The sequence below is a fragment of the Nocardioides marmoribigeumensis genome (assembly GCF_031458325.1).
GTDB classification, from domain to species: Bacteria; Actinomycetota; Actinomycetes; order Propionibacteriales; family Nocardioidaceae; genus Marmoricola_A; species Marmoricola_A marmoribigeumensis.
In genome coordinates this window covers 3636995-3663764 of the sequence record NZ_JAVDYG010000001.1, presented here as the reverse complement: position 1 = coordinate 3663764, position 26770 = coordinate 3636995, and the positions used below count along the sequence as shown (strand labels likewise).

20 protein-coding genes are annotated in these 26770 nt (G+C 72.3%); 6 read left to right on the top strand and 14 right to left on the bottom strand.

What is annotated here, in order from left to right:
• Positions 1-10: 10 nt before the first annotated feature.
• From J2S63_RS17400 to J2S63_RS17385, 3 genes are read left to right on the top strand one after another with little or no spacing between them, the layout of a single operon-like run.
• Complete coding sequence (locus J2S63_RS17400) at positions 11-1720, top strand: ABC transporter transmembrane domain-containing protein (RefSeq protein ID WP_310304835.1); 1710 nt, start codon at positions 11-13, stop codon at positions 1718-1720.
• A complete protein-coding gene (locus J2S63_RS21350; RefSeq protein WP_374725120.1) occupies positions 1717-3690 on the top strand; it encodes an ABC transporter ATP-binding protein in 1974 nt (657 codons plus the stop codon). Before J2S63_RS17400 ends, J2S63_RS21350 begins: the two co-directional genes overlap by 4 nt.
• The gene (locus J2S63_RS17385) at positions 3578-6055 is read left to right on the top strand and encodes a bifunctional FO biosynthesis protein CofGH (protein WP_374725141.1); all 2478 of its coding nucleotides are present in this window, start codon (positions 3578-3580) and stop codon (positions 6053-6055) included. Before J2S63_RS21350 ends, J2S63_RS17385 begins: the two co-directional genes overlap by 113 nt.
• A 13-nt stretch (positions 6056-6068) precedes the next feature.
• Here the strand turns inward: J2S63_RS17385 and J2S63_RS17380 are convergent, their stop codons facing one another.
• The 5 genes from J2S63_RS17380 to guaA all read right to left on the bottom strand — a co-directional run bounded on the left by J2S63_RS17380 (position 6069) and on the right by guaA (position 10694).
• Positions 6069-7358 (bottom strand): cytochrome P450, encoded by a 1290-nt coding sequence (locus J2S63_RS17380; RefSeq protein WP_310304831.1) that lies wholly within the window; start codon positions 7356-7358, stop codon positions 6069-6071.
• Positions 7359-7589: 231 nt separating this feature from the next.
• Positions 7590-8141, bottom strand: coding sequence for a Dps family protein (locus J2S63_RS17375; RefSeq protein WP_310304829.1), 552 nt, complete (start codon positions 8139-8141; stop codon positions 7590-7592).
• 156 nt (positions 8142-8297) lie between these two features.
• On the bottom strand, positions 8298-8744 hold the full coding sequence (locus J2S63_RS17370) for a class I SAM-dependent methyltransferase (protein ID WP_310306732.1): 447 nt from the start codon (positions 8742-8744) through the stop codon (positions 8298-8300).
• 71 nt (positions 8745-8815) lie between these two features.
• Complete coding sequence (locus tag J2S63_RS17365) at positions 8816-9115, bottom strand: hypothetical protein (RefSeq protein WP_310304827.1); 300 nt, start codon at positions 9113-9115, stop codon at positions 8816-8818.
• A gap of 10 nt (positions 9116-9125) precedes the next feature.
• A complete protein-coding gene (gene guaA, locus J2S63_RS17360; RefSeq protein WP_310304825.1) occupies positions 9126-10694 on the bottom strand; it encodes a glutamine-hydrolyzing GMP synthase in 1569 nt (522 codons plus the stop codon).
• Between the two features lie 287 nt (positions 10695-10981).
• On the opposite strand from guaA, the gene J2S63_RS17355 reads away from it, so the two are divergent.
• Positions 10982-12304, top strand: a complete 1323-nt coding sequence (locus J2S63_RS17355) for a serine hydrolase domain-containing protein (protein WP_310304823.1) — start codon at positions 10982-10984, stop codon at positions 12302-12304.
• A 43-nt stretch (positions 12305-12347) separates the two neighbouring features.
• Complete coding sequence (locus J2S63_RS17350; protein ID WP_310304821.1) at positions 12348-13268, top strand: methylenetetrahydrofolate reductase; 921 nt, start codon at positions 12348-12350, stop codon at positions 13266-13268.
• 134 nt (positions 13269-13402) lie between these two features.
• Here J2S63_RS17350 and J2S63_RS17345 read toward each other — a convergent pair whose 3' ends face one another.
• Both J2S63_RS17345 and J2S63_RS17340 read right to left on the bottom strand, forming a co-directional pair.
• On the bottom strand, positions 13403-15130 hold the full coding sequence (locus J2S63_RS17345) for a GMC oxidoreductase (RefSeq protein WP_310304819.1): 1728 nt from the start codon (positions 15128-15130) through the stop codon (positions 13403-13405).
• A gap of 13 nt (positions 15131-15143) precedes the next feature.
• Positions 15144-16757 carry a succinic semialdehyde dehydrogenase gene (locus J2S63_RS17340; protein WP_310304818.1) on the bottom strand — a complete coding sequence of 538 codons (1614 nt, stop codon included), beginning with the start codon at positions 16755-16757 and terminating at the stop codon, positions 15144-15146.
• A 135-nt stretch (positions 16758-16892) separates the two neighbouring features.
• Here J2S63_RS17340 and J2S63_RS17335 point away from each other — a divergent pair, with 135 nt between their 5' ends.
• Positions 16893-18410, top strand: a complete 1518-nt coding sequence (locus J2S63_RS17335; protein ID WP_310304816.1) for an AMP-binding protein — start codon at positions 16893-16895, stop codon at positions 18408-18410.
• A gap of 84 nt (positions 18411-18494) precedes the next feature.
• Here the strand turns inward: J2S63_RS17335 and J2S63_RS17330 are convergent, their stop codons facing one another.
• From J2S63_RS17330 to J2S63_RS17300, 7 genes are all read right to left on the bottom strand, one after another.
• Positions 18495-19685: an alkaline phosphatase family protein gene (locus J2S63_RS17330; RefSeq protein WP_310304814.1), complete on the bottom strand. Its 1191-nt coding sequence runs from the start codon at positions 19683-19685 to the stop codon at positions 18495-18497.
• Positions 19682-20950 carry an alkaline phosphatase family protein gene (locus tag J2S63_RS17325; protein WP_310304812.1) on the bottom strand — a complete coding sequence of 423 codons (1269 nt, stop codon included), beginning with the start codon at positions 20948-20950 and terminating at the stop codon, positions 19682-19684. Before J2S63_RS17325 ends, J2S63_RS17330 begins: the two co-directional genes overlap by 4 nt.
• An 81-nt stretch (positions 20951-21031) precedes the next feature.
• Complete coding sequence (glpD, locus tag J2S63_RS17320; RefSeq protein ID WP_310304810.1) at positions 21032-22738, bottom strand: glycerol-3-phosphate dehydrogenase; 1707 nt, start codon at positions 22736-22738, stop codon at positions 21032-21034.
• A 34-nt stretch (positions 22739-22772) separates the two neighbouring features.
• Positions 22773-23747 (bottom strand): pirin family protein, encoded by a 975-nt coding sequence (locus tag J2S63_RS17315; protein WP_310304808.1) that lies wholly within the window; start codon positions 23745-23747, stop codon positions 22773-22775.
• A 157-nt stretch (positions 23748-23904) separates the two neighbouring features.
• Entirely contained in the window at positions 23905-25092 is a 1188-nt protein-coding gene (locus tag J2S63_RS17310; RefSeq protein ID WP_310304806.1) for a sterol desaturase family protein, read from the bottom strand.
• A gap of 59 nt (positions 25093-25151) precedes the next feature.
• Positions 25152-25571: a hypothetical protein gene (locus tag J2S63_RS17305; protein WP_310304804.1), complete on the bottom strand. Its 420-nt coding sequence runs from the start codon at positions 25569-25571 to the stop codon at positions 25152-25154.
• 7 nt (positions 25572-25578) lie between these two features.
• The gene (locus tag J2S63_RS17300; RefSeq protein ID WP_310304802.1) at positions 25579-26688 is read right to left on the bottom strand and encodes a GuaB3 family IMP dehydrogenase-related protein; all 1110 of its coding nucleotides are present in this window, start codon (positions 26686-26688) and stop codon (positions 25579-25581) included.
• Between the last annotated feature and the right edge of the window lie 82 nt (positions 26689-26770).

Below are 26770 nucleotides of genomic sequence, written 5' to 3'. Positions count from 1 at the left end.
GCCTGGTGCGGTGCGGCCACGACATCTCGACGACCCCGGTCCCGCGGACTCCCGCGGGCCGGGGTCGTACCTCTTCTGGCTGGCCCGCCGCCAGTGGCAGAGCCTCGCGGCCGGCATGGCGTACGGCGTGGTGTGGATGTGCACGCAGGCCCTCGTGCCGGCCCTGGTCGGGTGGACCATCGACCACGCGCTGGTGCCGCGCGACACCGGTCTGCTGGTCCGCATGGCGCTGGTGCTGCTCGCGGTCGGGCTGCTCCAGGCGGCGTCCAGCATCCTGCGCCACCGGTGCGCGGTCGCGAACTTCCTGACCTCCGCCTTCCGCACGCTGACGCTGGTCTCGCAGCAGGCGGTCAGGCTCGGCGGCACCCTGCCGCACCGCCTCTCCACCGGCGAGGTCGTCGCGGTCGGGACCGCCGACATGGCGCGCATCGGGCAGCTGATGGACGTCACCGCGCGGGGCACCGGCTCGGTCGTGTCCTTCGTACTGGTCGCGGTCGTGCTGCTGCGCACCTCGACGGTCCTCGGCGCGCTCGTGCTGGTCGGCGTGCCCCTGATGCTGCTGCTCCTCTGGCCCGTCATGCGCCCGCTGCAGCAGCGCACGATCCGGCAGCGCGAGGCCTACGGCGAGCTGGTGGCGCTGGCGGCCGACATCGTCGCGGGGCTGCGCATCCTGCGCGGGGTCGGCGGGGAGCGCGTCTTCCACCGGAGGTACGTCGAGGAGTCGACCCGGGTGCGCGACTCCGGCATCCAGGTGGGCCGGGTCCACTCGGTCCTCGACGCCGCGCAGGTCGCGCTGCCGGGGCTGTTCGTCGTCGTGGTGGTGTGGCTGGGCGCGCGCTTCGCGGTCGAGGGGCGGATCACGGTGGGCGAGCTGGTCGCGTTCTACGGCTACTCCGCGTTCCTGATGATCCCGCTGCGCACGGCGACCGAGGTGCTGGGCAAGGCGATCTCCGCCCGGGTCGCGGCTGCCCGGGTCTGCCGCGTGCTCGACCTCGAGCCGGAGCAGTCCGACGTCGCGACGTCCCCGCGCCCTGTCGACGGTGGCGACCTGGTCGACCACGAGTCCGGGGTCCGGGTGCGGTCCGGGCTGCTCACCGCGGTGGTCTCCACCCGCCCGGAGGACGCGGCGGCGCTGGCCGACCGGCTGGGCCGCTTCGCCCCGGGCGAGGTGAGCTGGGGCGCGGACCGCCTGGACGCCGTACCCCTGGCCGAGGTGCGGCGGCGCATCGTCGTCGGCGACACGGGTGCCGTGCTCTTCGCGGGGCGCCTGCGTGACGAGCTCGACCTGCACGAGCGGGGCGAGGCGGCGCTGCTCGAGGCCCTGCACGTCGCGGCGGCCGAGGACGTCCTCGACGCCCTCCCGGGCCGGCTCGACGGGCAGGTCACCGAGCGTGGCCGGGCGTTCTCCGGCGGCCAGCGGCAGCGTCTGGTGCTGACCCGCGCGCTGCTCGCCGACCCCGAGGTGCTGGTCATGGTCGAGCCCACCTCCGCCGTCGACGCCCACACCGAGGCCCGGATCGCTTCTCGGCTGGGGTCCGCGCGTCGCGGTCGCACCACGCTGCTCACGACCACCAGCCCGCTGGTCCTGGACCGCGCCGACGTCGTGGTGTTCCTCGACGGCGGGCGCGTCGTCGCCGAGGGCGGCCACCACGAGCTGCTGCGCGACGTCCCGGGCTACGCCGCGGCCGTCACCCGTGGCGAGGAGGTGGCCTCCCGGTGAGCACCCACCTGCCCGTCTCGGAGCCGTCGGCCGTCCTCGCCTACGTCGGCGACCTGGTCTCCCGGCGTCGCCGCCTGGTCGGACAGCTCGTCGTGCTGCACGTCCTGGCGACAGTGGCCGGCCTCGCCGCGCCCGCCCTGATCGGCGGCCTTGTCGAGGCGGTCCGCTCCGGCACCACGACGGCGTACGTCGACCGCACCGTCCTGCTGCTGCTCGTCGCCCTGACCGCGCAGACGGTGCTGACCCGTGCCGCGCGCTACCGCGGGTTCGTCTTCGGCGAGCTGACGCTGGCCGAGCTGCGCGAGGGGTTCGTGCAGGACAGTCTCGACATGCCCCTCGGCGCGGTCGAGACGGCCGGCAGCGGCGAGCTGGTCACCCGCACCACCCGTGACGTCGACGCCCTGCAGTGGACCGCCCAGCGGTCGCTGCCCGAGGCGGTCGTGGCGACGCTGCAGACCGCGCTGACCGTCGGCGCCGCCCTGGTCGTCGGGGGCTGGTGGGTCGCCCTGCCGCTGGCCCTCGGCCTCCCCGCCCTGGTGGCGACGGTGCGGTGGTACCTCGCCCGCGCCCGCGACGGCTACCTCCGCGAGCACGAGTCGTGGACCTTCATCGCCTCCTCGCTGGCCGAGACGGTCGACGGGGCGCGCACGGTGGAGGCGCTGCGGCTCGAGGACCGCCGGCTGCGCCGGATCGCGCGCGACGTCGCGTCGTCGTACGCCGCGGAGCGCTACACGCTGTGGCTGCGCACGGGGTTCTTCCCGGTGTTCGAGGCGACCGTCCACGCGGTCCCGACCGCGGCGACCGTGCTGGTCGGCGGCTGGCTCTACGTCGGCGGTCACGTCGACCTCGGGCAGGTGACCGCGGCGACGCTCTACGTCCAGATGCTCGCCGACCCGATGGACCGGCTGATGTCGGTGCTCGACGAGCTGCAGACGGGGTCGGTCTCGCTCGCGCGGCTGCTCGGGGTCCGCGAGGTGCCGCAGGACCGCGTGGTGACGGGGCGCGCGCCCGCCTGCGACAAGATCGACGCCACCGACGTGCGCTTCGCCTACGACGGCGAGCGCGACGTGCTCCACGGTCTCTCCCTCGACCTCCGTGTGGGCGAGCGCCTCGCCGTGGTCGGCCCCTCCGGCGCCGGCAAGTCGACCTTGGGGCGCCTGCTCGCCGGCATCCACCCGCCGCGGACGGGGTCGGTCACCGTCGGCGACGTCGGGTTGACCGAGCTCGACCTGCCCTCGCTCCGCCGTCGCGTCGCGCTCGTGACGCAGGAGAACCACGTCTTCGCCGGCACCCTGCGCGACAACGTCGCGCGCTCGCCCACCCCGAGGAGGTCTCCGACGACGAGGTGTGGCGCGCCCTGGCCGCCGTCGACGCCGAGGACTGGGCCGCCGCGCTCCCCGACGGGCTCGACACCCGCGTCGGCTCCGGTGGGCGCGGGCTCAGCCCGGCCCAGGTGCAGCAGGTCGCGCTCGCGCGGCTGGTGCTGGTCGACCCGCACACCCTCGTGCTCGACGAGGCGACCTCGATGGTCGACCCGCGCGAGGCGCGCCACCTCGAGCGCTCGCTGGCCGCGGTGCTGGAGGGCCGCACCGTCGTCGCGATCGCGCACCGGCTGTTCAGCGCCCACGACGCCGACCGCGTCGCCGTCGTCGAGGACGGGGTGGTCTCCGAGATCGGCACCCACGACGAGCTGGTCGCCCGCGACGGGTCCTACGCCGCCCTCTGGCGCTCCTGGCAGGCCTGACGGGCGGGGTCGGTCGGGTTCCCTGGACCACCGACCGGCACCACCGGTGGCGTGGTTAGGCTCGTCCGGTGACAGACGCGACCGCACCGACCCCCCACGAGGTACGCCGCGCGCTGGCTCGCGCGGCCCGCGGGGCGACGCTCGACCTGGCCGAGACGACGGTGCTGCTGCAGGCCCGCGGGGACGACCTGCGGACGCTGATGGGCCATGCGGCCCGGGTGCGTGACGCGGGCCTGGAGGCCGCCGGTCGGCCCGGGGTCGTGACCTACTCCCCCAAGGTCTTCATCCCGCTGACACGGCTGTGCCGCGACCGCTGCCACTACTGCACGTTCGTGGAGACGCCGGCCCAGGCGGCGCGCGAGGGACGCGAGCCCTACCTCTCGCCCGACGAGGTGATCGCGATCGCGACCCAGGGCGCCGCGCTCGGGTGCGCCGAGGCGCTGTTCACCCTCGGCGACCGGCCCGAGGACAGGTGGCCCGAGGCCCGGCAATGGCTGGACGAGAAGGGCTACGACTCGACCCTCGACTACGTCCGCGCGATGGCCGTGCGCGTGCTCGAGGAGACCGGCCTGCTGCCGCACCTCAACCCCGGCGTCATGTCGTGGGAGGAGATCAACCGGCTCAAGCCCGTCTCCCCGTCGATGGGCATGATGCTCGAGACCACGTCCGAGCGGCTCTTCACCGAGAAGGGCCAACCGCATTTTGGTTCCCCTGACAAGAATCCTGCCGTCCGGCTCCGCGTGCTCGAGGACGCGGGTCGCCTCTCGGTCCCGTTCACCACAGGCCTGCTCGTCGGCATCGGCGAGACCGTGGCCGAGCGCGCCGAGTCGCTGTTCACCCTGCGCAGGGTGGCGCGCCAGTACGGCCACGTCCAGGAGGTGATCATCCAGAACTTCCGGGCCAAGCCCGACACCGCGATGCGTGGCGTCGACGACCTCGGGCTGGAGGACTACCTCGCCGCCGTCGCGGTCGCCCGCCTCGTGCTCGGCCCCCGCATGCGCATCCAAGCCCCGCCCAACCTGGTCGACCTGTCGGAGTGCCGCGACCTCCTCGCCGCCGGCGTCGACGACTGGGGCGGCGTCTCGCCACTGACGCCGGACCACGTCAACCCCGAGCGCCCCTGGCCCTCCCTCGACACCCTCCGTGAGGTCACCGCCGAGGCCGGCTTCTCGTTGACGCCGCGCCTGACCGTCCACCCCGAGTACGCCCGCGCCGGCGAGCCCTGGATCGACCCCCGCGTCCGCCCCCACGTGGCCGCGCTCGCCGACGAGACCGGGCTGCTGCGCGACGGCGTACGCCCCGTCGGGCTGCCCTGGCAGGAGCCTGACCTCGGGGCGGACGCCGGCGCCTGGGGGCGCACCGACCTCCACGAGACGATCGACACCACCGGCCGCACCGCTGACCGGCGGGGCGACTTCTCCGACGTGTACGGCGACTGGGCGCTCCTGCGCGAGGAGGTCGCGTCAGCGACCGCTCCCGAGCGGCTCAGCTCCGACGTCCGCGCCGCCCTGGCCCAGGCCGAGCGCGACCCGCGCGGGCTGACCGACGCGCACGCGCTAGCGCTGTTCACCGCCGACGGCACCGACCTCGACGAGGTCCGCCGCCTGGCCGACGCGATGCGCCGCGAGGTCAACGGCGACGACGTGACCTACGTGCTCAACCGCAACATCAACTTCACCAACGTCTGCTACACGGGCTGCCGCTTCTGCGCGTTCGCCCAGCGGCGCACCGACGCCGACGCCTACTCGCTCTCGCTGGACCAGGTCGCCGACCGGGCCGAGGAGGCCTGGCGCCTCGGCGCGACCGAGGTCTGCATGCAGGGCGGCATCGACCCGGAGATGCCCGGCACGGCGTACTTCGACATCGCCGCCGCGGTGAAGCGTCGCGTGCCCGAGATGCACGTGCACGCCTACTCCCCGATGGAGGTCGTCAACGGCGCCGCGCGCACCGGCCTGACGATCCACGACTGGCTGCTCAAGGCCAAGGAGTCCGGTCTCGACACGATCCCCGGCACCGCCGCGGAGATCCTCGACGACGACGTCCGGTGGATCCTCACCAAGGGCAAGCTGCCCACCAGCGCGTGGGTCGAGGTCGTCACCTCCGCGCACCGGCTGGGCATCCGCTCGAGCGCGACGATGATGTACGGCCACGTCGACCGCCCCGACCACTGGGTGACCCACCTGCGGGTCCTGCAACGGATCCAGGACGAGACCGGCGGGTTCACCGAGTTCGTGCCGCTGCCGTTCGTGCACACCAGCGCGCCGATTTACCTCGCCGGCGTCGCCCGCCCGGGGCCGTCCCTGCGCGACAACCTGGCGGTCCACGCCGCCGCACGGATCCTGCTCCACGGCCGCATCGACCACGTGCAGACGTCGTGGGTCAAGCTCGGCGTCGAGGGCACGCGGCTGATGCTGCAGTCCGGCTGCGACGACCTCGGCGGCACCCTGATGGAGGAGACCATCTCCCGCATGGCCGGCTCCGAGCACGGCTCGGCCAAGACGGTCGCCGAGCTGGCCGAGATCGCCGCGGGCATCGGGCGCCCCCTGCGCCAGCGCACCACGACGTACGGCGAGGTCCCGGCCCGCGCCTGACGGGACCCCTGCCTCAGGACAGGCGGACGGGTAGCGCGTCGACGCCGTAGACGATGGACCGCTCGCGGAACGGCAGCTCGCCCACGTCGGTGGCCAGGCGCAGGTCGGGGAACGTGCGGGCCAGCGCGGGGAACGCGATGCGCAGCTCGAGGCGCGCCAGCTCGGCCCCGACGCACCGGTGGAAGCCGTGCCCGAAGGCCAGGTGCCGGCCGGGGTGGTCGCGGGTCGGGTCGAAGGACCCGTCGTGGCCGGCGCGGGTGTCGCGCGAGGCGCCGGTGAGGTGGGCGATCACCACGTCGCCCTTCTTGATCCGCTTGCCGGCCACCTCGATGTCCTGCTTGGCGAAGCGCGGGAACGCGATCTGCACGACCGAGAGGTAGCGCAGCAGCTCCTCCACCACGGGCTCGACGATGCCGGGCTCGTCGGCGAGCCGGGAGAACCACTCCGGGTGCTCCAGCAGCAGTGCGGTGCCGAGCGCGAGCATCGACGCGCTCGTCTCCAGGCCCCCGGTGAAGGCGCCGTCGGCGAGGCCGGCGAGGTCGAAGTCGCTGATCTCGTCGCCGTGCTCGCGGATGATCTGGCCGATGAGGCCGTCGCCCGGGTCCTGGCGCTGGCGACGGGTGAAGTCGAGGAGGTACTCGCGGGAGCCGGCCACGGCGCCGAAGACGCCCGTGCCGCCGGAGGTCACGTCGAAGCGCGCGGTGGTCAGCTCGCGCACCCGGGCGCGCTCCTCGTCGGGCAGGCCGAGGAGCTCGCAGATCACCAGGAACGGCACGGGGAACGCGAAGTGCTCGGCGAGGTCGACCACGCCGTCCTCACCGACGCCGGCGCGGGTGGCCGCGAGCTGGGCCTCGACCAGGTCGGCGATGCGGGGACGCAGCCGCTCGAGGCGGCGCATCGTGAACTCGGGGGTCAGCAGCCGGCGCAGCCGCGAGTGCTCGGGCGGATCGGTGAAGCCGAGGCCCCCGATGTCGCCGCTGGTCGCGTCGCCGGCCTTGCCGACGTAGGGCCTGATGTCGTTGGAGTACGCCGTGGTGTGCGCCAGCACCTCTCGGCACTCGGCATCGCCGGTGACGACCCAGACCGTGATGCCGAGGAACGAGGTCAGCTTGGCCAGCGGCTCGCGCTCCCGCAGGGCGTCGAGTCGGGGCACGGGGTCGAACCCGTGGCGGACGAGCGGCCACGACAGCCGCTCGGGGACCTTGTCCACCCGGGTGAGGTCGACCCCGCCCGTGCGTCTGACCAGGAAGTCCGTGACCGTGCCGCGGGCACGACCGACGAAGGAGTCCAGCAGCCCGACCATCTCGCCCTCCTGTCCGCTCCGGTGTCGACCCAGTCTAGGGACGGGACGCGCCCGAGGACGTGCGCCCCGCCCGAAGCCCGGGAAGGACCCGGGGCGACCCCGGCCCTGCCCCATGCTGCCCCCGGGCACCTGCAGACCACCTGGACGCGCGACGAGGCCGCCGCGGGACCTGCCCGCGACGGCCTCGAGTGGCTCGTGTGCCCGACCTCTGGTGGTGCTGTGCTGCTGGTGCTACTCCGTCTCGGCGCCTGCCGCGGCGCCCTCGACCTCCGAGCTCGCCCCCTCGGTGACGAGCGCGCCGCCCTGGTCCTCGAGGTGGGCGCGGATGAACCAGTGGAACAGCTCGAGCTTGTCGGTCTGGCCGATGAGCATGTCCTCGGTGATCGGGTCGAGCTTGCCGACCTCCTCGATCGCCTCGCGGTAGGAGGTGATGACGCCTTGGTAGACGACATCCAGCGCCCCGAGGTGCTGCTGGGTGGAGGCGCGGCCGATGGAGTACTCGTCCCAGGTGCGCTCCTGCACCAGCGCGCCCGGCGTGCCCTTGGGCGAGCCGCCCAGGGTCGCGATGCGCTCGGCGATGTCGTCGGCGAAGCCGCGGACCTCCTCGACCTGCGGGTCGATCATCTCGTGCACGGAGATGAAGTGGGGGCCCACGACGTTCCAGTGCACGTGCTTGAGGGTCAGGTGGAGGTCGTTGGCGGCGTGCAGGCGCGACTGGAGCAGCGCGATGATGCGCTCGGCGTCGGCTTGGTCGAGTCCGGGGGTCGTGTATTTGATAGCCATGTCCTGTCGGTACCCGTGTGCCCTGCAAGGAAACCGGGCGGGCGTGTGGCACGGACCCCACCGTGGCGCGGCAGGAACCACCGGGAGCACCGCAGGTCACGGTCGTTCCCCGAAGGGGGAGCCGCTCCGCCGCCACGAGCCGACCCTGGTGCGCGGTCAGGTGCAGACGAAGGTCACGGTCCGGATGCGCTCCTCGGCGAGGTTGGCCACCTGGTTGCGGGCCATCTCGGCGAAGTCGTTCCCCAGGAAGGCCGCGAAGGTCACCGGCGGCGGGCCGGACGCCGCGATGCGCGCCGCCATCGCGCTGAACCAGTCCCGGCTCGCGGCCGAGGAGTCGGTCTCCTCGACCACCGAGAAGCCTGCGTCACCGAGGAGCGCCCGCATCTCGTCGGGGGTCACCAGGTGACTGGTCGACGGGTCGCGTGCCCACGGCACCGGGAAGTGGATCTCCCCGTCCGGACCCTGCAGCACGTCGTACACGACGAAGCGCCCGCCGGGCCTCAGCACCCGCCGCGCCTCGCGCAGCATGCCGGCCTTGTCGGCGATGTTCATCGACACGTGGATCGTCATCGCGGCGTCGAACGCATCGTCCGCGAACGGCAGCGCCGTGGCGTCGCCGGTGACGAAACTCGTGCGATCGCCCAGGCCCGTCCACTCCGACAGCTCGGTCGCGGTCAGGCAGAGAGCTCGGGGGTCAGGTCGACGCCGGTGACGTGGCAGCCGACGACCTCCGCGACGGTGCGCGCCGGACCACCGAGACCGCTGCCGACGTCGAGGACGGCCGCGTCCTCGTCGACCGCGAGCGCGGCGATGATCGCCAGCCTCGCCGCGCGGCCGCGGATGTGGAACTCGTCGACCGGAGCCAGCGCGGTCGTGGAGATGCCGTCGGTGTCGGTGCCGGCCGCGGCCAGCGCGTCGCGGATCGCGCTGCCCAGGTCGCCCTCGCCGGTGTAGTGCGAGACGACGTCACTCACACCGCGAAAGCTACTCCCACTCGATGGTGCCCGGGGGCTTGGACGTGACGTCGATCGTGACCCGGTTGACCTCGCGCACCTCGTTGGTGATGCGGGTCGAGATCGTCTCGATCACGTCGTAGGGCAGACGCGCCCAGTCGGCGGTCATCGCGTCCTCGGAGGTGACCGGGCGCAGGACGACCGGGTGGCCGTAGGTGCGGCCGTCGCCCTGCACGCCCACGGAGCGTACGTCGGCCAGCAGGACGACCGGGAACTGCCAGATGTCGCGGTCGAGCCCCGCCCTGGTGAGCTCCTCGCGGGCGATCGCGTCGGCGTCGCGGAGGATGTCGAGCCGCTCCTTGGTGACCGACCCGATGATGCGGATGCCGAGCCCCGGGCCCGGGAACGGGTGCCGCCAGACGATCTCGGCCGGCAGGCCCAGCTGTTCGCCGACCAGCCGGACCTCGTCCTTGAACAGGGTGCGCAGCGGCTCGACGAGGTGGAACTCGAGGTCCTCGGGCAGGCCGCCGACGTTGTGGTGGGACTTGATGTTGGCGGTGCCGGCGCCGCCGCCGGACTCGACCACGTCGGGGTAGAGCGTGCCCTGGACCAGGAACTGGACCTTGTCGCCCTGCTCGGCGGCCTCGCCGACGACCTCGGCCTCGGCAGCCTCGAAGACGCGGATGAACTCCCGGCCGATGATCTTGCGCTTCTCCTCGGGGTCGCTGACCCCGGCCAGCGCCTCGAGGAAGCGCTGCTGGGCGTCGACCACGTGCAGGGAGACGCCGGTGGAGGCGACGAAGTCGCGCTCGACCTGCTCGGCCTCGCCCTTGCGGAGCAGGCCGTGGTCGACGAACACGCAGGTCAGACGGTCGCCGATCGCTCGCTGGACGAGCGCGGCGGCGACCGCGGAGTCGACCCCGCCGGACAGGCCGCAGATCGCCCGGCCGTCGCCCACCTGCTTCTGGATCGCCTCGATCTGCTCCTCGACGATGTTGACCATCGTCCAGGTGGGCCGGCACCCCGCGATCTTGTGCAGGAAGTGGGTCAGCACGGCCTGGCCGTGCTCGGAGTGCATCACCTCCGGGTGCCACTGCACCCCGGCGAGACGCCGCTCGAGGTCCTCGAAGGCCGCCACGGGCGAGCCGCCGGTGGTCGCCAGCACGGAGAACCCCTCCGGAGCGGCGACGACGGAGTCGCCGTGGCTCATCCAGACGCGGTGCTCGGTGGGGATCTCGGCGAGCAGGGTGCCGGGCTCGGTCACCCGGACCGGCGTGCGGCCGTACTCCCGGACACCGTTGGGAGCGACCTCGCCGCCGCAGGCCTGCGCCATGAGCTGGAAGCCGTAGCACATGCCGAACACCGGGACCCCGGCCGTGAACAGGGCCGGGTCGATGCCTGGCGCGCCCTCGGCGTACACCGACGACGGCCCGCCGCTCAGGACGATGGCGCGGGGACCCTTGGCGAGCATCTCGGCGACCGGCATGGTGTGCGGGACGATCTCGGAGTAGACGCGCGCCTCGCGCACCCGGCGGGCGATCAGCTGGGCGTACTGCGCGCCGAAGTCGACGACGAGGACCAGGTCGTGAGAGGTGCTCACACGCAACCTTTCGTGGCCGGGGCAGGGCCGGTGGAGGGGGCTTGGAGTCTAGCGCCCGGACGCCGGCGAAAAAACTTCGTGACCGCCCGTAACGCTTCCCGGCCCGGGTCGTTGCGCCAGTGACCAGACTCGGCGTTTCTCTCCCTCCCAGGCCGAGGACTGGTCATGGTCCAGGCAGCTGCGTGGACATGTCAGGGCCTGGCGCTCTCTCCCTCCCTTTCTCGCCGGGCCCTGACACACGTTTTGGGGTCCCGCCGGGGCTCGACCGCCGGGCCTAGATTGCCGCCATGGTCCGAGTCGTCCGTCGCGTGCTCCTCGTGCTGGTGCTGCTGCTGGTCGTGGCGCTGGTCGGGGGCTACCTCTACGCCCGTCCGCTGCTGCTCACCGGCACCGGGTACGCCGCCCACAACGCCTGCGCGGTCGAGCTGCTCGCCGGCCGGGACGACCCCCAGGACGACCTGCCGCCCAACCCGCTCGTCCCGTTCCTGAGGACCTCCTCGTCGAAGGGCAAGGTCACGGGGTCGCTGCTGGGGCTCCTGGCCAAGCAGACGGCCCACTTCACCTCCGGCTACGGCTGCACGCTCGGCGGCACGCCCCGCGTCCCGGAGGTTCCGGTCGTCACCGGCGCCTCGCCGGTGACCGACGGCCCGCCCGCCCCCGAGCTGGACACGGCGATCGACCGGGCCTTCGGGTCCGACCTGTCGGCCGGGGACCGCGCCGCGCTGGGCACCCGCGCGGTGGTCGTGGTGAAGGACGGCCGCGTCGTGGCCGAGCGCTACGCCGACGGGTTCAGCGCCGACACCCGCCAGCTCGGCTGGTCGATGACCAAGTCGGTCACCAACCTGCTCGTCGGCCGCCTGGTCGCCGAGGGCCGCGTCTCCGTCGACGACGACGACCTGCGCAAGGAGTGGACCGACGGCCGGTCGAGGATCACCGTCGACGAGCTGATGCGGATGACCAGCGGCCTGGCGTGGGACGAGACCTACGCGCTCGGCACCCCGATCACGCGGATGCTCTACGTCGAGAACGACATGGGCGGCTACGTCGCCTCCCAGCCGCTCGCCCACCCGCCCGGCGAGCACCTGCAGTACTCCTCCGGCTCCACGACCCTCCTCTGCGACATCCTGCTCGACCGCACCGGCTCGGACGCCTCCCTGCTCCACCAGCAGCTCTTCGGCCCGCTCGGGCTCTCCTCCTTCGTGGTCGAGCCGGACGCCTCGGGCACACCGGTGTGCTCGTCGTACGGCTGGGCGACGCCGCGCGACTGGGCCGCGATCGGCCAGCTCGCGCTCGACGACGGCAAGGTCGGTCCCCGCCGCCTGCTGCCCGCAGGCTGGATGCGTCAGGCGACGACCGCGACGAGGGCCGAGGAGACCGAGGAGGACCAGCCGTACGGCGCCGGGTGGTGGCTCAACCGCAAGGCCGACGGGACGGCGTACGACGACCGCATGCCGCTCGACACCTTCGAGGCGCTGGGCCATGACGGCCAGAGCATGGCCGTGATCCCCTCCGAGGGGCTGGTCGTCCTGCGGATGGGGTTCACCCCCGACCCCGACCTGGACGACCGGTTCGGTGCGCTCGTGCGGGACGTGGTCTCGACCCTCGGCTGACCCTCGCCTGCCGGGTGCGCCCGCGGGCACTACGGTCGGGGGCGTGGACGTGCTGGCGCGCCTTCGGGAGCAGCAGGGCGGGTTCGTGCTGTTCGCGATCACTCCCCCGCGGCTCTCGACCGATCCCGCGCGCGTGGCCGAGGTCGCGGCCGCGACGATGGACCGCCTGCGCCCGCTCGACCTCGACGGGCTCGTGCTCTACGACATCGACGACGAGAGCTCCCGCACCGAGGTGGACCGGCCGTTCCCGTTCAGCCCGACGATCGACCCGGCCGACTACCTCGCCGCGCACCTGGGGGACTGGCCGACGCCGGTGGTCGTCTACCGCGCCGTCGGGAAGTACGACGCCGGCTCGCTCGGCTCGTGGCTGTCGTCGCAGGACCCCTCCCGCGTCGCCACCGTTCTGGTGGGGGCCGCGAGCGCCGACGCGGTGGCGCCCTTGTCGCTCACCCAGGCGCACGGGCTGCGCCGCGACCTCAACCCGGACCTGCTGCTCGGCGGGGTGACGATCCCCGAGCGCCACGACCGGCGCGGCGACGAGCACCTGCGGCTGATCGCCAAGCAGGAGGCCGGTTGCGCGTTCTTCGTGACCCAGATCGTCTTCGACACCAACGCGGCCAAGAACCTGGTCTCGGACTACGCCTACGAGTGCCGGGCCCGCGGGGGCGACCCGGCGCCGGTCGTCCTCACCCTCTCGGTCTGCGGGTCGATGCGGACCCTGGAGTTCCTGCGGTGGCTCGGCGTCGAGGTGCCGCGGTGGATCGAGAACGACCTGCGCCACTCCGCCGACACGCTCGCCACCTCGATGGAGCAGGCCTACGCCGCCGCGGTGGACCTCGTCGCGTTCTGCCGAGGGCTCGGGGTGCCCGTCGGGGTCAACGTCGAGAGCGTGTCGATCCGCCGGGTCGAGATCGAGGCCTCGGTCGAGCTCGCGCGGAGGCTGGTCGAGCACGTGCGGGCGTAGCCCGCCCTCGCCGTACGCCGCCCGGGCCGCTGGCGCGGCGTACTCGTGCGGCAGAACTGGCACTCCCCGAGCGAAACTTCGCTCGGGGAGTGACAACATCACTAGGTACCCAGTGAAACTGGACCCAGCGCCCCTCAGCTGACTGCGACGATCGGGAGCCGCAGGGCGGCCGGCGCGGAGGCCGGGACGGCGGGGTGGGCCGGCTCGACCGGGTCGATCCGCTCGTACGTCGAGCCGAGGGCCGGGCGGGGGTCGGCCTCGCCCTTGTTGGGCCAGAACGACATCGCGCGCTCGGCCTGGGCGGTGATCGTCAGCGACGGGTTGACGCCCAGGTTGGCCGAGATCGCCGAGCCGTCGGCGATGTGCAGGCCGGGGTAGTTGAACACCCGCTGGTAGGCGTCGACCACGCCGTCCTCGGGCGAGCGGCCGATCGTGGCGCCGCCGATGAAGTGCGCGGTCATCGGCATGTTGAACGGGTCGCCGATCGCACCTCCGGGCGTGCCGCCCATGATGTCGGCCATCTTGCGCACGACCTGGTTGGCCACCGGGATCCACGTCGGGTTGGGCTCGCCGTGCCCCTGCTTGGAGGTCAGGCGCCACTTCTTGGTGCCGGGGATGGGCTTGGCGTAGGTCGTGATCGAGTTGTCCAGCGTCTGCATGACCAGCGCGATGACGGTGCGCTCGGACCAGTGCCGGACGTCGTACAGGTCGAACATGCTGCCCTTCTGCAGCCACAGCTCCTTGAGCCAGGTGCGCCAGCGCGGCACCGGGCCGTCGCCGTCGGTGAGCACGGTCTGCATCAGCGACATCGCGTTGCTGCCCTTGCCGTAGCGGCACGGCTCGACGTGGGTGTCGGCGTCGGGGTGGAAGCTCGACGTGATCGCGATGCCCTGGCTGTAGTCGATCTTGGTGTCGGGGGCGATCGCGCCGAGGATCGCCTCGGAGTTGGTGCGCGAGAGGTAGCCCAGCCGGTCCGACAGCTCGGGCAGGTGGCCCTGCGCCTTCATCTTGTGCAGCAGCTTCTGCGTGCCGATCGCGGCGGCCGCCATCACCAGCTGCTCGCAGGTGAGGGTGCGGGTCACCGACCTGCCGTTGCGCAGCTTGGCCTTGGTGTACTTCACCTTGAGCTCGTAGCCGCCGCCCTCGAGCGGGGTGATCCGGGTGACCGTGGTCAGCGGCATCACCACGGCGCCCTTCTGCTCGGCGAGGTAGAGGTAGTTCTTCACCAGGGTGTTCTTGGCGTTGTACTTGCACCCGGTCATGCAGTCACCGCACTGGATGCACACGTTGCGCTTGGGGCCGGCGCCACCGAAGTAGGGGTCCTCGACCTCCTCGCCCTGCTGGGCCTCCGGACCGCCGAAGAAGACGCCGACCGGGGTCGGGTGGAAGGTGTCCCCCACGCCGAGGTCGTTGGCGACCTTCTCCATCACCTCGTCGGCCGGGGTGCGCAGCGGGTTCTCGACGACACCGAGCATGCGCTTGGCCTGGTCGTAGTAGGGCGCGAGCTCGGACTTCCAGTCGGTGATGTCGGCCCACTGCGGGTCCTTGTAGAACTGCTCGAGGGGCTCGTAGAGCGTGTTGGCGTAGACCAGGGAGCCGCCGCCGACCCCCGCGCCGGCCATGATCAGCGAGTCGCGCACGGCCTCGATGCGCTGGATGCCGTAGCACCCGATCTCGGGGCGGAAGAGGTAGCGCTTGAGGTCGAAGGACGTCTTGGCGAAGTCCTCGTCGGTGAAGCGCGCGCCCGCCTCGATCACGCCGACGGAGTAGCCCTTCTCGGTCAGCCGCAGCGCCGAGACGGACCCTCCGAAGCCGGAGCCGATGACGAGGACGTCGAAGTCGAAGGTCGTGCTGGTGGTCACAGGGTGGAGCCTCTCACTTGCGGCCGAGCTTGGTCATGAGCTTGACGTTGGCGGTCATGAACTTGGCGTAGGCCTGGTCGCTCATGCCGAACATGGGGGCGAACCGCAGCAGGCGCTGGGTCCCGACGGCCTGCGGCTCGGTGTAGCGCAGGATGCCCTCGGCGCCCTGGCGACGGCCCATGCCGGACTCGCGCATGCCGCCCATCGGGGAGTCGATGCTGGCGAAGGTCGCGCCGAACGCCTCGTTGATGTTGACCGTGCCGCACTTGATCCGCCGGGCGATCTCGCGCGCCCGCTGCCCGTCCTGGCTGTAGATCGAGGCGTTGAGGCCGTAGTCGCCGTCGTTGGCCCGCTCGACCGCGTCGTCCTCGTCGGAGAACCGGTAGATCGAGATCACCGGTCCGAACGTCTCCTCCCCGAAGCAGGTCACGTCGGGGGTGGTGCCCTCGAGGACGGTCGGCTCGTAGAAGTACGGCGAGAGGTCCGGTCGCGCCTTGCCGCCGGTGAGGATGCGCACGCCCTTGCTGCGCGCGTCCTCGACGTGGGCGACGACCGTGTCGAGCTGGTCCTGGCTGATCAGCGAGCCCATGTCGACGCCCCAGTCGGTGCTCGCGCCGAGGCTCATCGCGTTGACCCGGTCGACGAACTTCTGGACGAACTTGTCGTAGACCTGGTCGGCGACGTACATCCGCTCCATCGAGACGCAGAGCTGTCCCGCGTTGGAGAACGCCGCACGCACGGCCCCCTCGGCCGCGCGGTCGAGGTCGGCGTCGCGCAGCACCAGGATGGGGTTCTTGCCGCCGAGCTCGAGCGAGCAGCCGATCAGCCGCTCGGCGCACTGCTTGGCGATCAGCTTGCCGGTGGCGGTCGAGCCGGTGAAGCAGATGTAGTCGGCGCGGTTGATGATCTCGGTGCCGATCACGCGGCCGGGGCCGGCGACCATCTGGAACAGGTCCTTGGGGAAGCCCGCCTGCTCCATGATCTCCAGGCCGATCAGCGCGCTCAGCATGGTCTGGGCGTCGGGCTTGGCGACGACGGCGTTGCCCGCCATCACGGCCGGGAGTCCGTCGCACAGCGCCATCGTGAAGGGGTAGTTCCAGGGGCTGATGATGCCGACGACGCCCTTGGGGATGCGGTTGACCTCGACCCGCGTCAGGCCGGGCACGACGCCCGCCACGCGCGTGGTGCCGAGGTGCTGCTGAGCGGTGCGGGCGTAGTAGCGGGCGGTCAGCGCGATGTGCAGCGGCTCGTCGAAGGCGTGCTTGCGGGCCTTGCCGGACTCCCAGCAGATCAGGTCCATGATCTCGTCCTGGCGCTCGAGCACGATGTCGTGCAGGCGAAGGAAGATCTCGGCGCGCTCCTCGAGCGTGGTGCGGGCCCACGTGGCCTGCGCCTTGCGCGCGCGCTTGAACGCCTCCGCCACGTCGGCCTCGGTCGACTGCGGGATGTCGCCCAGCGGCTGGCCGTTGATCGGGGAGATCGCCGGCTTGGTCTCGCCGCTGGTGGCGAGCAGGAGGCCGGTCAGGCGGCGTACGTGCTGCGGCTCGAGGGCCAGCGACGCGCTGGGGTCGTGGTCGGGGTCGCGCAGCTCGGTCGTGGTGCCGTCGTTCGGGTCCGGAGCGTTCATATACCGAGGGTATCTGGGATCCGGCAGGACGCCTAGAGGCGCCCATCACCTCGTGACTAAGGTCGGGGCGAGACGCCCGTCACACCGCGCCTCAGCGTATCCCCGTCCTTCCCGGAGGTTCCCGTGCAGGTCCCCATGACCGTCAACGACTTCATCCGCCGCGCGGAGCAGGTGTACGGCGAGCGCACCGGCGTCGTCGACGAGCCGCAGCAGCCCGCCCCGTCCCTGGGCGAGATGTCGTACGCCGAGCTGGCGGCCCGGGCGCGACGCATGGCCCGCGCGATGGAGGACCTGGGCATCGCCGAGGGCGAGCGGGTCGCGATGGTGTCGCACAACTCGGCCCGCCTGCTGACCGCGTTCTTCGGCATCTGCGGCTACGGTCGGATCCTCGTGCCGATCAACTTCCGGCTCTCCCCCGACGAGGTCTCCTACATCGTCGAGCATTCCGGGGCCCGCGTGCTGTTCGTCGACCCCGAGGTGGAGGAGTCCCTCGCCGGGGTGAACGCCGAGCACCGGTTCGTGATCGGTGAGGACGAGCACCTCTTCGCCGGCTCGCAGGACCCCACGCCCTGGTCCGCACCCGACGAGAACGCCACCGCCACGATCAACTACACCTCCGGCACGACCGCACGGCCCAAGGGCGTGCAGCTGACCCACCGCAACCTGTGGACCAACGCGCTGACCTTCGGCCTCCACGTGGGGGTGACCGACCGCGACGTCTACCTCCACACGCTGCCGATGTTCCACTGCAACGGCTGGGGCATGCCGTTCGTGACCACGTCCCTCGGCGTCCCCCAGGTCGTGCTGCGCAAGGTCGACGGTGCCGAGATCCTGCGACGCGTCAAGCAGCACGGCGTCACGCTGATGTGCGCCGCCCCGGCGGTGATCGCCGCGGTCCTCGACGCGCTGCCCGACTGGGAGGGCGAGGTCCCCGGCCGGGGCCGCGTGCGCATCGTGGTGGCCGGCGCTCCCCCGCCGACCAAGACGATCGTGCGGGTGCAGGAGGAGCTCGGCTGGGAGTTCATCCAGATCTACGGCCTGACCGAGACCTCGCCGCTGCTCACGGTCAACCGCACCAGGCAGGAGTGGGACGACCTGTCCGCCGAGGAGCGCGCCGCCAAGCTGGTCCGTGCCGGCGCCCCGGCGATCGGGGTGTCGCTGTCGCTCCAGGACGGCGAGGTGCTCGCGCGCTCCAACGTCTGCCTCGACGGCTACTGGGACAACCCCGAGGAGTCCGCGCGCTGCCTGGCCGACGACTGGTTCCACACCGGGGACGGGGGCGTGATCGGTGACGACGGCTACCTCACGATCCAGGACCGCAAGAAGGACGTGATCATCACCGGCGGCGAGAACGTCTCCTCGATCGAGGTCGAGGACGCGATCTTCAGCCACCCCGACGTCGCCGAGGTCGCGGTGATCGGCGTACCCGACGAGAAGTGGGGCGAGACGATCAAGGCGCTCGTCGTGCTCGGCGAGGGCTCGACGCTGACCGAGCAGGAGCTGATCGACTACGTGAAGTCCCGGCTCGCGCGCTACAAGGCGCCCTCGTCGGTCGAGTTCCGCGAGGTGCTCGACCGCACCGCCACCGGCAAGCTGCAGAAGTTCAAGCTGCGCGCGCCGTACTGGGAGGGCCGCGACCGCCAGGTCAACTGACCCCGCCGCCCGGCGTACCCCGACGTACCTGCTGCTGATGTCCGATTTGTCCAGCGCGTACGTCGGAGTACGCGGGGCCCGGCGTCAGCGCAGCTGCCAGCCGTTGTTGTAGACGTCGAGCCCGAACCGGTCGCGGCCGGCGCGGGCGGCGTAGCCGAGCTTGGGCAGGCGGAAGACCTCCTCGAGCGAGGCGAGCAGCGAGTAGTGGTTGTAGGGCGTGCTGCTCCAGGTGTTGGCACGCGTCCAGCGGGAGATCACCAGCGCGCCGATGGTGCCGCCGCCGAAGCCCGAGATGCCGGGCAGCGGGGAGTTGGTCGTCGGCCCGTCGTCGCCGCAGCAGGCCGAGGCGTCGCTCTGCGGGGAGTCGGCCTCGTCGGCGGTGATCACGAGCATGCCGTTGCGCCGGTAGGCGGGCGACTGCAGGATCCGCGGCACCCACCGCCGCATGAACCGGTTGACCGAGACCAGGCCGCCGGGCTCGCCGTTGGCGCAGGGCGCGTCGTGGCCGTCGTGGCACAGGTCGGGGGTGATGTAGGTCAGGTGGGGCGTGGTGCGCACCCGCTCGAGGTCGGTCCGCAGCCGCGCCAGTGGGACGACGTGGCGCCGGCAGTACGCCGGGTGGTCGATGATGCTGCGGAAGTACATGAACGGGTTGTGCCGCACCGCGTAGGCGTGCGTGGCCGTGGCCTTCTGGGTCGGGTCCTGCGAGCCGACTGCCGGGTGCTGGCAGGCGCGGCTCATGCCCTCCATGTAGCCCTTCCAGCTCAGCGAGTGGGCGGTGAGCTGGCGGCCGATGTTGCGGACCGTGCGGGGGAAGACGCAGCCGACGCCGCGGTACTGCCCCGGCGCCTCGGTGCCGCTGCCCTGGAACGGGGAGAAGACCTGGCAGTCGGCCTGCATGTCGGGATTGGGGCCCTGGCCGCTGACCTGCGCGACGTAGTTGGGCTGCGAGTTGTGCGCGGTGCCGTGGTAGGCGTTGAGCAGCACGCCCTTGCGACGCAGGGTCGTGGCGAGGTACGGCGCCTTGGAGCCCGGCCCCCAGGTCTTGTCGTAGCCCTTGTTCTCGAGGTTGATCACGAAGACGTGCCGGACCGGCGGGACGTAGCGGCTGATCGAGGGCGCGCTCGCCCGGGCGGCGGAGCGCATCCGCGCGGCCACGCCGAGCGGCCGGACCGAGGCCTGCGAGCGACTGGGCGTCACGACCAGCACGAGCACGGCGGCAGCCGCGATGGCCAGGGAGAGCAGGAGGACGACGGGGCGGAGCGTGCGCGTCATGCCGGGAGCTCCCATCCGAGCTTCAGGGCGAGCTTCTTCAACGCCGGCCACTCGGCGTACTCCGAGCCCTGCGCGTCCTCGGTCGGGCAGCCCGCCGACACGAACGGCGGGACCGAGAACGTCGGTGAGGCGAGCCGCGGTGGGGACGAGAAGTCGAGCACCTCGGCCAGGTTGCGGGCGTACTTGTCGCGCTGCGACAGCGGCGCGAGCCCCCAGCGCCACTCGACCAGCTTGAGGATCGAGGCGTGGTCGTAGGTGTTGTGGGCGACGTGGCGGCGCCGGGCGCGAGGGCTGATCACGATCGTCGGCACGCGGAACCCGCGCAGCCGGTGGTTGGGCACCGAGTCGGCCGCGCGCGGCGGCACCACGTGGTCGAAGAACCCGCCCCACTCGTCGAAGGTCACGACCAGCACGGTCTTGTCCCACGCGGGGCTGGTGCGGACGGCGTCGTACACCTGGTTGAGGAACGCCTCGCCGGCGCGGATGTCGGCATGCGGGTGGTCGTCGTTGGAGGTGCCCGAGCCCTCGTCCTCGAAGCGCGGGTCGACGATCGAGAAGTTCGGCAGCGTGCCGGTCGCAGCCTGGGTGAGGAACGCGCCGAAGGGCTTGGAGATGTCGAGCAGGTGGTCATACCAGAGTGCAGTGAAGGGGATGTCGCTGAAGAAGTAGGTGCCGCTCACACCCTTGGCCTTCAACCGGTCCCAGATCGTCGGCAGGTGGCACTGGTCGGTGTTGTTGTGCAGGCGGTCGGTCTGCGCGGCGTGCAGGTAGAACCGGTTGGGATAGGTCTCGGCCATGATCGCGGAGAAGTAGCGGTCGCACGTCGTCCACTCCGCGGCGGCCTGGCCGATGAACGGCAGGTCCGGCTTGGTGAAGTAGGAGATCGCCGCCCGGTCGCTGACCCCCGAGCGCAGCCAGCCGTCGTTGCGGCCGCCGTTGAGCTGCACGCGGCCGCCCTCGAAGGAGTGGTCGGGGTCGTTGAAGCCGCAGGTGGAGAACTTCGTCGAGTGATAGGTCGAGTGCCAGCTGCCGTAGCGGTCCTGGAACCGCAGCCCGGACTGCTTGCCCTCGGCGCCGGGAAGCCAGCCCAGGAAGTGGTCGAAGGAGCGGTTCTCCATCATCACGACGACGACGTGCTCGATGCCGGACGCCGCGGGCGACGGCAGCCCGGTGGCCGCGAGGGCCTCGCCACCCAGCAGGTGTCCCGCTCCGAGAGCGGCCGCGCCGCCGGCCGACGCACCGAGGAAGGTTCTGCGACTGATCACGGGCTCACTATGCGCCCTGACGGCCCCGTCGTACGCCGAACTCCGGGCAACGCGCGGACGACGATCCCGTGACGGCCCGGGTCAGAGCCCCAGGACGTCCCTCGCGGTGACCCGGGCCTCGTCGGCCTCCTGGTCGGTGAGCTTCTCCTGGCTGGCGCGCTCGGCAGCGACCCGGCGCAGGTAGTGGTCGACCTCCTCGTCCAGCTGCTCGGCCGACCAGCGCAGCGGGCCGGCCATCAGCTCCGCGGCCGGCCGGGCGCAGGCGATGCCGCGGTCGAAGGTCTCGATCGAGATGCGCGTGCGCCGGCACAGCACGTCGTCGAGGTGGCGCGCGCCCTCGTGCGTGACGGCGTACACCACCTCGGCGCGCAGGTAGTCCTCCGCGCCCTCGAGCGGCCGGCCGAGCCCGTGGTCGCCGACGATGAGCTCGAGGACCTCGTCGACGAGGTCGCCGAACCGGCCGAGCAGGTGCTCCACGCGAGCGGGGTGGATGCCCGCACGCCGCGCGAGGGTGTCGACCTGGTTGCAGCGCACGGCATAGCCCTCGGCCCCGACCAGCGGCACCCGCTCGGTGATACTGCGCGGGACGCCGCCGCCGAGCGAGTGGGCGGCCGCGTCGACGGCGTCCTTGGCCATCACGCGGTAGGTGGTGTACTTCCCGCCGGCGATCAGCACGAGGCCCGGCACGGGCGTGGCGACCGTGTGCTCGCGGCTGATCCGGCTGGTCGGCTCGGACTCGCCGGACAGCAGCGGCCGGAGGCCGGCGTAGACGCCCTCGACGTCCTCGTGGCGCAGTGGCTCGCGGAAGACCGCGTTGACGCGCTCGAGAAGGTAGTCGATGTCGGCGCGCGAGGCCGCGGGGTGGGCCTTGTCGAGGTCCCAGGCGGTGTCGGTGGTGCCGATGATCCAGTGGCGGCCCCACGGGATGACGAAGAGCACCGACTTCTCGGTGCGCAGGATCAGCCCGCTGCGCGAACGGATGCGGTCACGCGGCACCACGAGGTGGATGCCCTTGCTGGCCTGGACGTGCATCACGCCCCGACCACCGACGAGCTCCTGGATGTCGTCGGTCCAGACGCCGGCGGCGTTGACCACGACGCGTGCGCGGATCTCGAGGTCGCTGCCCGCCTCGAGGTCACGGGCGGTCACGCCGGTGACCCGCTCGCCCTCGCGCAGGAAGCCGGTCACCTTGGCGCGCGTGGCCACGTGGGCGCCGTGGGTGGCCGCGGTGCGGGCGACCATCATCGTGTGGCGGGCGTCGTCGACCTGGGCGTCCCAGTACTGCACCGCGCCGGTGAGCGCCTCCGGCTTGAGGTCGGGCACGACGCGCAGCGCCTTGCGCTTGGAGAGGTGGCGGTGCAGCGGCACGCCCCGGGGATATGGCGACGCCGCGGCCAGCGAGTCGTAGAGCGCCAGCCCGGCCCCGACGTAGGGCCGCTCGAGGTGGGAGGTCAGCGGGTAGACGAAGGGCACCGGTCGCACCAGGTGCGGGGCCAGCCGCGTGATGAGCAGGCCGCGCTCGGCCAGCGCCTCACGCACGAGGGTGAAGTCGTACATCTCGAGGTAGCGCAGCCCGCCGTGGATCAGCTTGCTGCTGCGGCTGCTCGTGCCGGAGGCGAGGTCACGCTGCTCGACCAGGCCCACCGAGAGGCCGCGCGTGACCGCGTCGAGCGCGATGCCCGCACCGGTCACTCCCCCGCCGACCACCAGCACGTCCAGTTCCCCGCCCGGCGGGGCCGCCATCGTCTCGAGGGCGGTGGCGCGCTGGTCCGGGCTCAGGGCGGTCATGCCGCCAGTGTGCCCCGGCGCCCGAGTGAGCGGGTCAGGACAGGTGACCTGGGTGCGGCTCGCTCGGGATCGTGCCGAGCCGGCCGGCCTGGAAGTCCTCGAAGGCCTGCATCAGCTCGGCGCGGGTGTTCATCACGAACGGGCCGTAGGCCGCGACGGGCTCGCGGATCGGCCGCCCGCCGAGCAGCAGCACCTCGAGCGCCGGGCTCTGCGCGCCTGTGTCGCGAGGGTCGCCGGTCAGCTCGATCGCGTCACCGGAGCCGAAGACCGCAAGCTGGCCGCTGACCAGGGGCCGCCGCTCGGCGCCGACCGTGCCACGGCCCGCCAGCACGTAGGCGAGCGCGTTGAACTCCGTGGGCCACGGCAGCTCGAGCCGCCCGCCCGGCTGCACGGTGGCGTGCACGAGCGTGATCGGCGTGTGGGTCGAGCCCGGCCCCTCGTGGCCGGCCAGGGAACCGGCGATGACGCGCAGCAGCGACGCCCCGTCGTACGACGAGAGGAGGGCGACCTGCCCGCCGCGGATGTCCTGGTAGCGGGGAGCGGCCATCTTGAGGGTGCGCGGCAGGTTGACCCACAGCTGGACGCCGTGGAACAGCCCGCCGCTCGTCACGAGCTCCTCGGGCGGGGTCTCGATGTGGAGCAGGCCGCTGCCGGCCGTCATCCACTGGGTGTCGCCGTTGGTGATCAGGCCGCCGCCGCCGTGGGAGTCCTGGTGCTGCATGACCCCGTCGATCATGTAGGTCACGGTCTCGAAGCCGCGGTGCGGGTGCCAGGGCGTGCCCTTGGGCTCGCCGGGCGCGTACTCCACCTCGCCCATCTGGTCCATGTGGATGAACGGGTCGAGACGGGCGAGGTCGACGCCGGCGAACGCGCGGCGCACCGGGAAGCCCTCGCCCTCGAAGCCGCGGGGCGCGGTCGTCACCTGGACGACGTCGCGCGGGCGGGCGTCGAGGCCCGGACGGTCGACACGCGGCAGGACGGTGAAGTCGGGGACGGTCACAGCAGGCATGCGGATCACCTCTCTTGGTCAGTGTCGGTGCAACCACCGTGACACGTCAACTATTTCCTGGGTGGTCTCCCGGACCGGCACACTGCAAGCCGCCGGGCGCCCCCGCGGCGCGAGGGGACCCGGGTCGCCGCGGTTGTGCCGGTCCGGGCGGTCGTGGTCAGGAGGCGACGAGTGCCTCGACCTCGCGGGCCGTGCGGTCGCGGCGCTCGTAGGCCCAGCCCGGGCCGCGCAGCAGGAACGACCAGCGGTCGTGCCAGGTCTCGGCGGTGGCGACGTCCTCGGCGATGTCGCGCCACTCGTGGGTCGCGATCACCGCCGGGTTGTAGGAGTCGATGTTCTTGGTCAGCCCGTAGACGACCGGCTCGTCCTCCTCCTGGAAGGTGCCGAAAACCTTGTCCCAGACGATGAGGATGCTGCCGTGGTTGCGGTCGAGGTAGCGCCGGTTGGAGCCGTGGTGCACCCGGTGGTGGCTCGGGGTGTTGAGGACCTTCTCCAGCGGCCCGATCGAGCGCACCGCCTCGGTGTGGATCCAGAACTGGTAGATCAGGTTGATCCCGCGCGCCTGCTCGATCAGCTCGGGGCGGACGCCGAGGAACGCCAGCAGGCCGTAGGGCACCGACAGCACGAGGCTCTCGGCCACCGGCTGCCGCAGTGCCGTCGAGAGGTTGTAGCGCTCGCTCGAGTGATGCGCGACGTGCATCGCCCAGAGCCAGCGCGACTCGTGGTCGAGGCGGTGGTTCCAGTAGTAGATGAAGTCCCAGCCCAGGATCGCGGTCGCCCAGGCCACCTTGCCGGTGCCGAGGTCCTTCAGGCCGCGGCCGAACAGCCCCCGCCCGGTCGTGTGCGCGGCCCAGACCGTGCTCGTCGTGAGCGCGGTGCTGAGGACCGCGCTGGCCGCGAGTGCCCCGTGCGCCTTCGTCAGCGTGCGCGTGCGGCGGGGACGCTCGGCGCGCGGGGTGGCCTTGGCCTGCCGCAGCTCGGCGAGCTCGTCCTGCACCGCGCGTACGTCGTCGGGCAGTGTCTGCGGCTCGGGCAGCCTGCCGTCGCGCAGCCGCTTGCGGACCACGTCGCCGACGGTCGTGGCGACCGCGGCCGCGAGGCCGAGGCCCAGGAACGCCTTGCCGTACCTCCCGACACCGGGCGTCACCGGGTCGAGCAGCTTCTTGGCGACGTACGGCGCCGCCAGGCTCCCCACGCCCATGCTGAGGCTGGCCAGGGTGTCGGCGAGCTGGTAGTCCCCGGCGCGCGTGCCCGGCTCGACCGGGTGGGCCCGCTGCCAGGCGTACTCCGCACCCATCGAGCCGAAGAACACCGGGATCGCCAGGACGGTGAGGTCGACCTTCATGGGCAGATGATGACACCGTCGCTCGCCGGCCTCCCCCGCCGGTCGGCCGATCCGGGCGCTCAGCCTGCGAGCACGGCGACCAGCGCTCCGGCCAGGCACACGACCGCGCCGAGGAGGCGGACCCGGTCGGCGACGAGGAGCCGGGCGACCAGCGCGTCGGTGCGGCCGGAGCCGAGCCGCCCGTGGGTCGGGGCGGCGACAGCGGCGGTGGTGAGGAACGAGACCGCGGCCCCGACGGCCGCGACGACGAGCCCCACGTCGACCGGACCGTCGACCAACGCCCAGAGGCCGACGCCGAGCAGGGGCAGGTAGGCCGCGGCCACGACGTAGGAGATGCGGCGCGAGTGCGCCGCGTGCGCAGCGGACCAGTCCGCGGGCGGTACGTCGGCCAGCGCCGGGTAGACCACGGCGGTGACGGTGAGCTGGAACCCGAGGTGCAGCGCGGCGGTGGCGACGAGCCACGGCTCCCAGTCGTTCACGGGCCGGTCATCCGTGGAGGACGACCTCGACGCGCTGGAACTCCTTGAGCTCGGTGTAGCCCGTGGTCGCCATCGCGCGGCGCAGCGCGCCCACGAGGTTCATCGTGCCGTCGGGGGTCGTCGAGGGGCCGAACAGCACCTCCTCGAGCGAGCCGGACGTGCCGATGTGGATGCGCTCGCCGCGCGGCAGGTGCGGGTGCCACGCCTCGCTGCCCCAGTGGAAGCCGCGGCCGGGGGCCTCGGTCGCGCGCGCCAGCGGCGAGCCGATCATGACCGCGTCGGCGCCGCAGGCGACCGCCTTGGCCAGGTCGCCCGACTTGCCGATCGAGCCGTCGGCGATGACGTGGACGTAGCGACCACCGGACTCGTCCATGTAGTCGCGACGCGCCGCGGCGACGTCGGCCACGGCCGACGCCATCGGGACCGAGAGGCCGAGCACCGTGCGGGTGGTGTGGGCGGCGCCGCCGCCGAACCCGACGAGCACCCCGGCCGCGCCGGTGCGCATGAGGTGGAGCGCGGCCTGGTAGGTCGCGCACCCGCCCACGATCACCGGCACGTCGAGCTCGTAGATGAACTCCTTGAGGTTGAGCGGCTCGGCCTGGCTCGAGACGTGCTCCGCGGACACGGTCGTGCCGCGGATGACGAACATCTCGACGCCGGCGTCGACGACGGCCTTGGCGAACTCCTTGGTGCGCTGCGGCGACAGGCTGCCCGCGACGGTCACGCCGGCCGTGCGCATCTCCTGGAGCCGCTGCCCGATCAGCTCGGGCCGGATCGGCTCGGCGTAGATCTCCTGCAGGCGCCGGGTCGCGCGTCCCTCGTCGAGCGAGGCGACCTCGGCGAGCAGGTCGCTCGGGTCGTCGTACCTCGTCCAGAGGCCTTCGAGGTCGAGGACGCCGAGCCCGCCCATCTTGCCGAACTGCACGGCCGTGGCCGGCGACATCACCGAGTCCATCGGCGCCGCGACGACCGGGATCTCGAAGCGGTAGGCATCGATCTGCCAGGCGGTCGAGACCTCCTCGGGGTCACGCGTACGGCGCGACGGCACGATGGCGACGTCGTCGAAGGACCAGGCCCGACGGGCCCGCTTGGCACGGCCGATCTCGATCTCCTGCACGGGCCGAGCCTATCGGGCGGGACGGACGGCACCTTGACCGCGCACGCCCGGGGCTCGACCATGTGCGCAGGTGGCCCGCCCG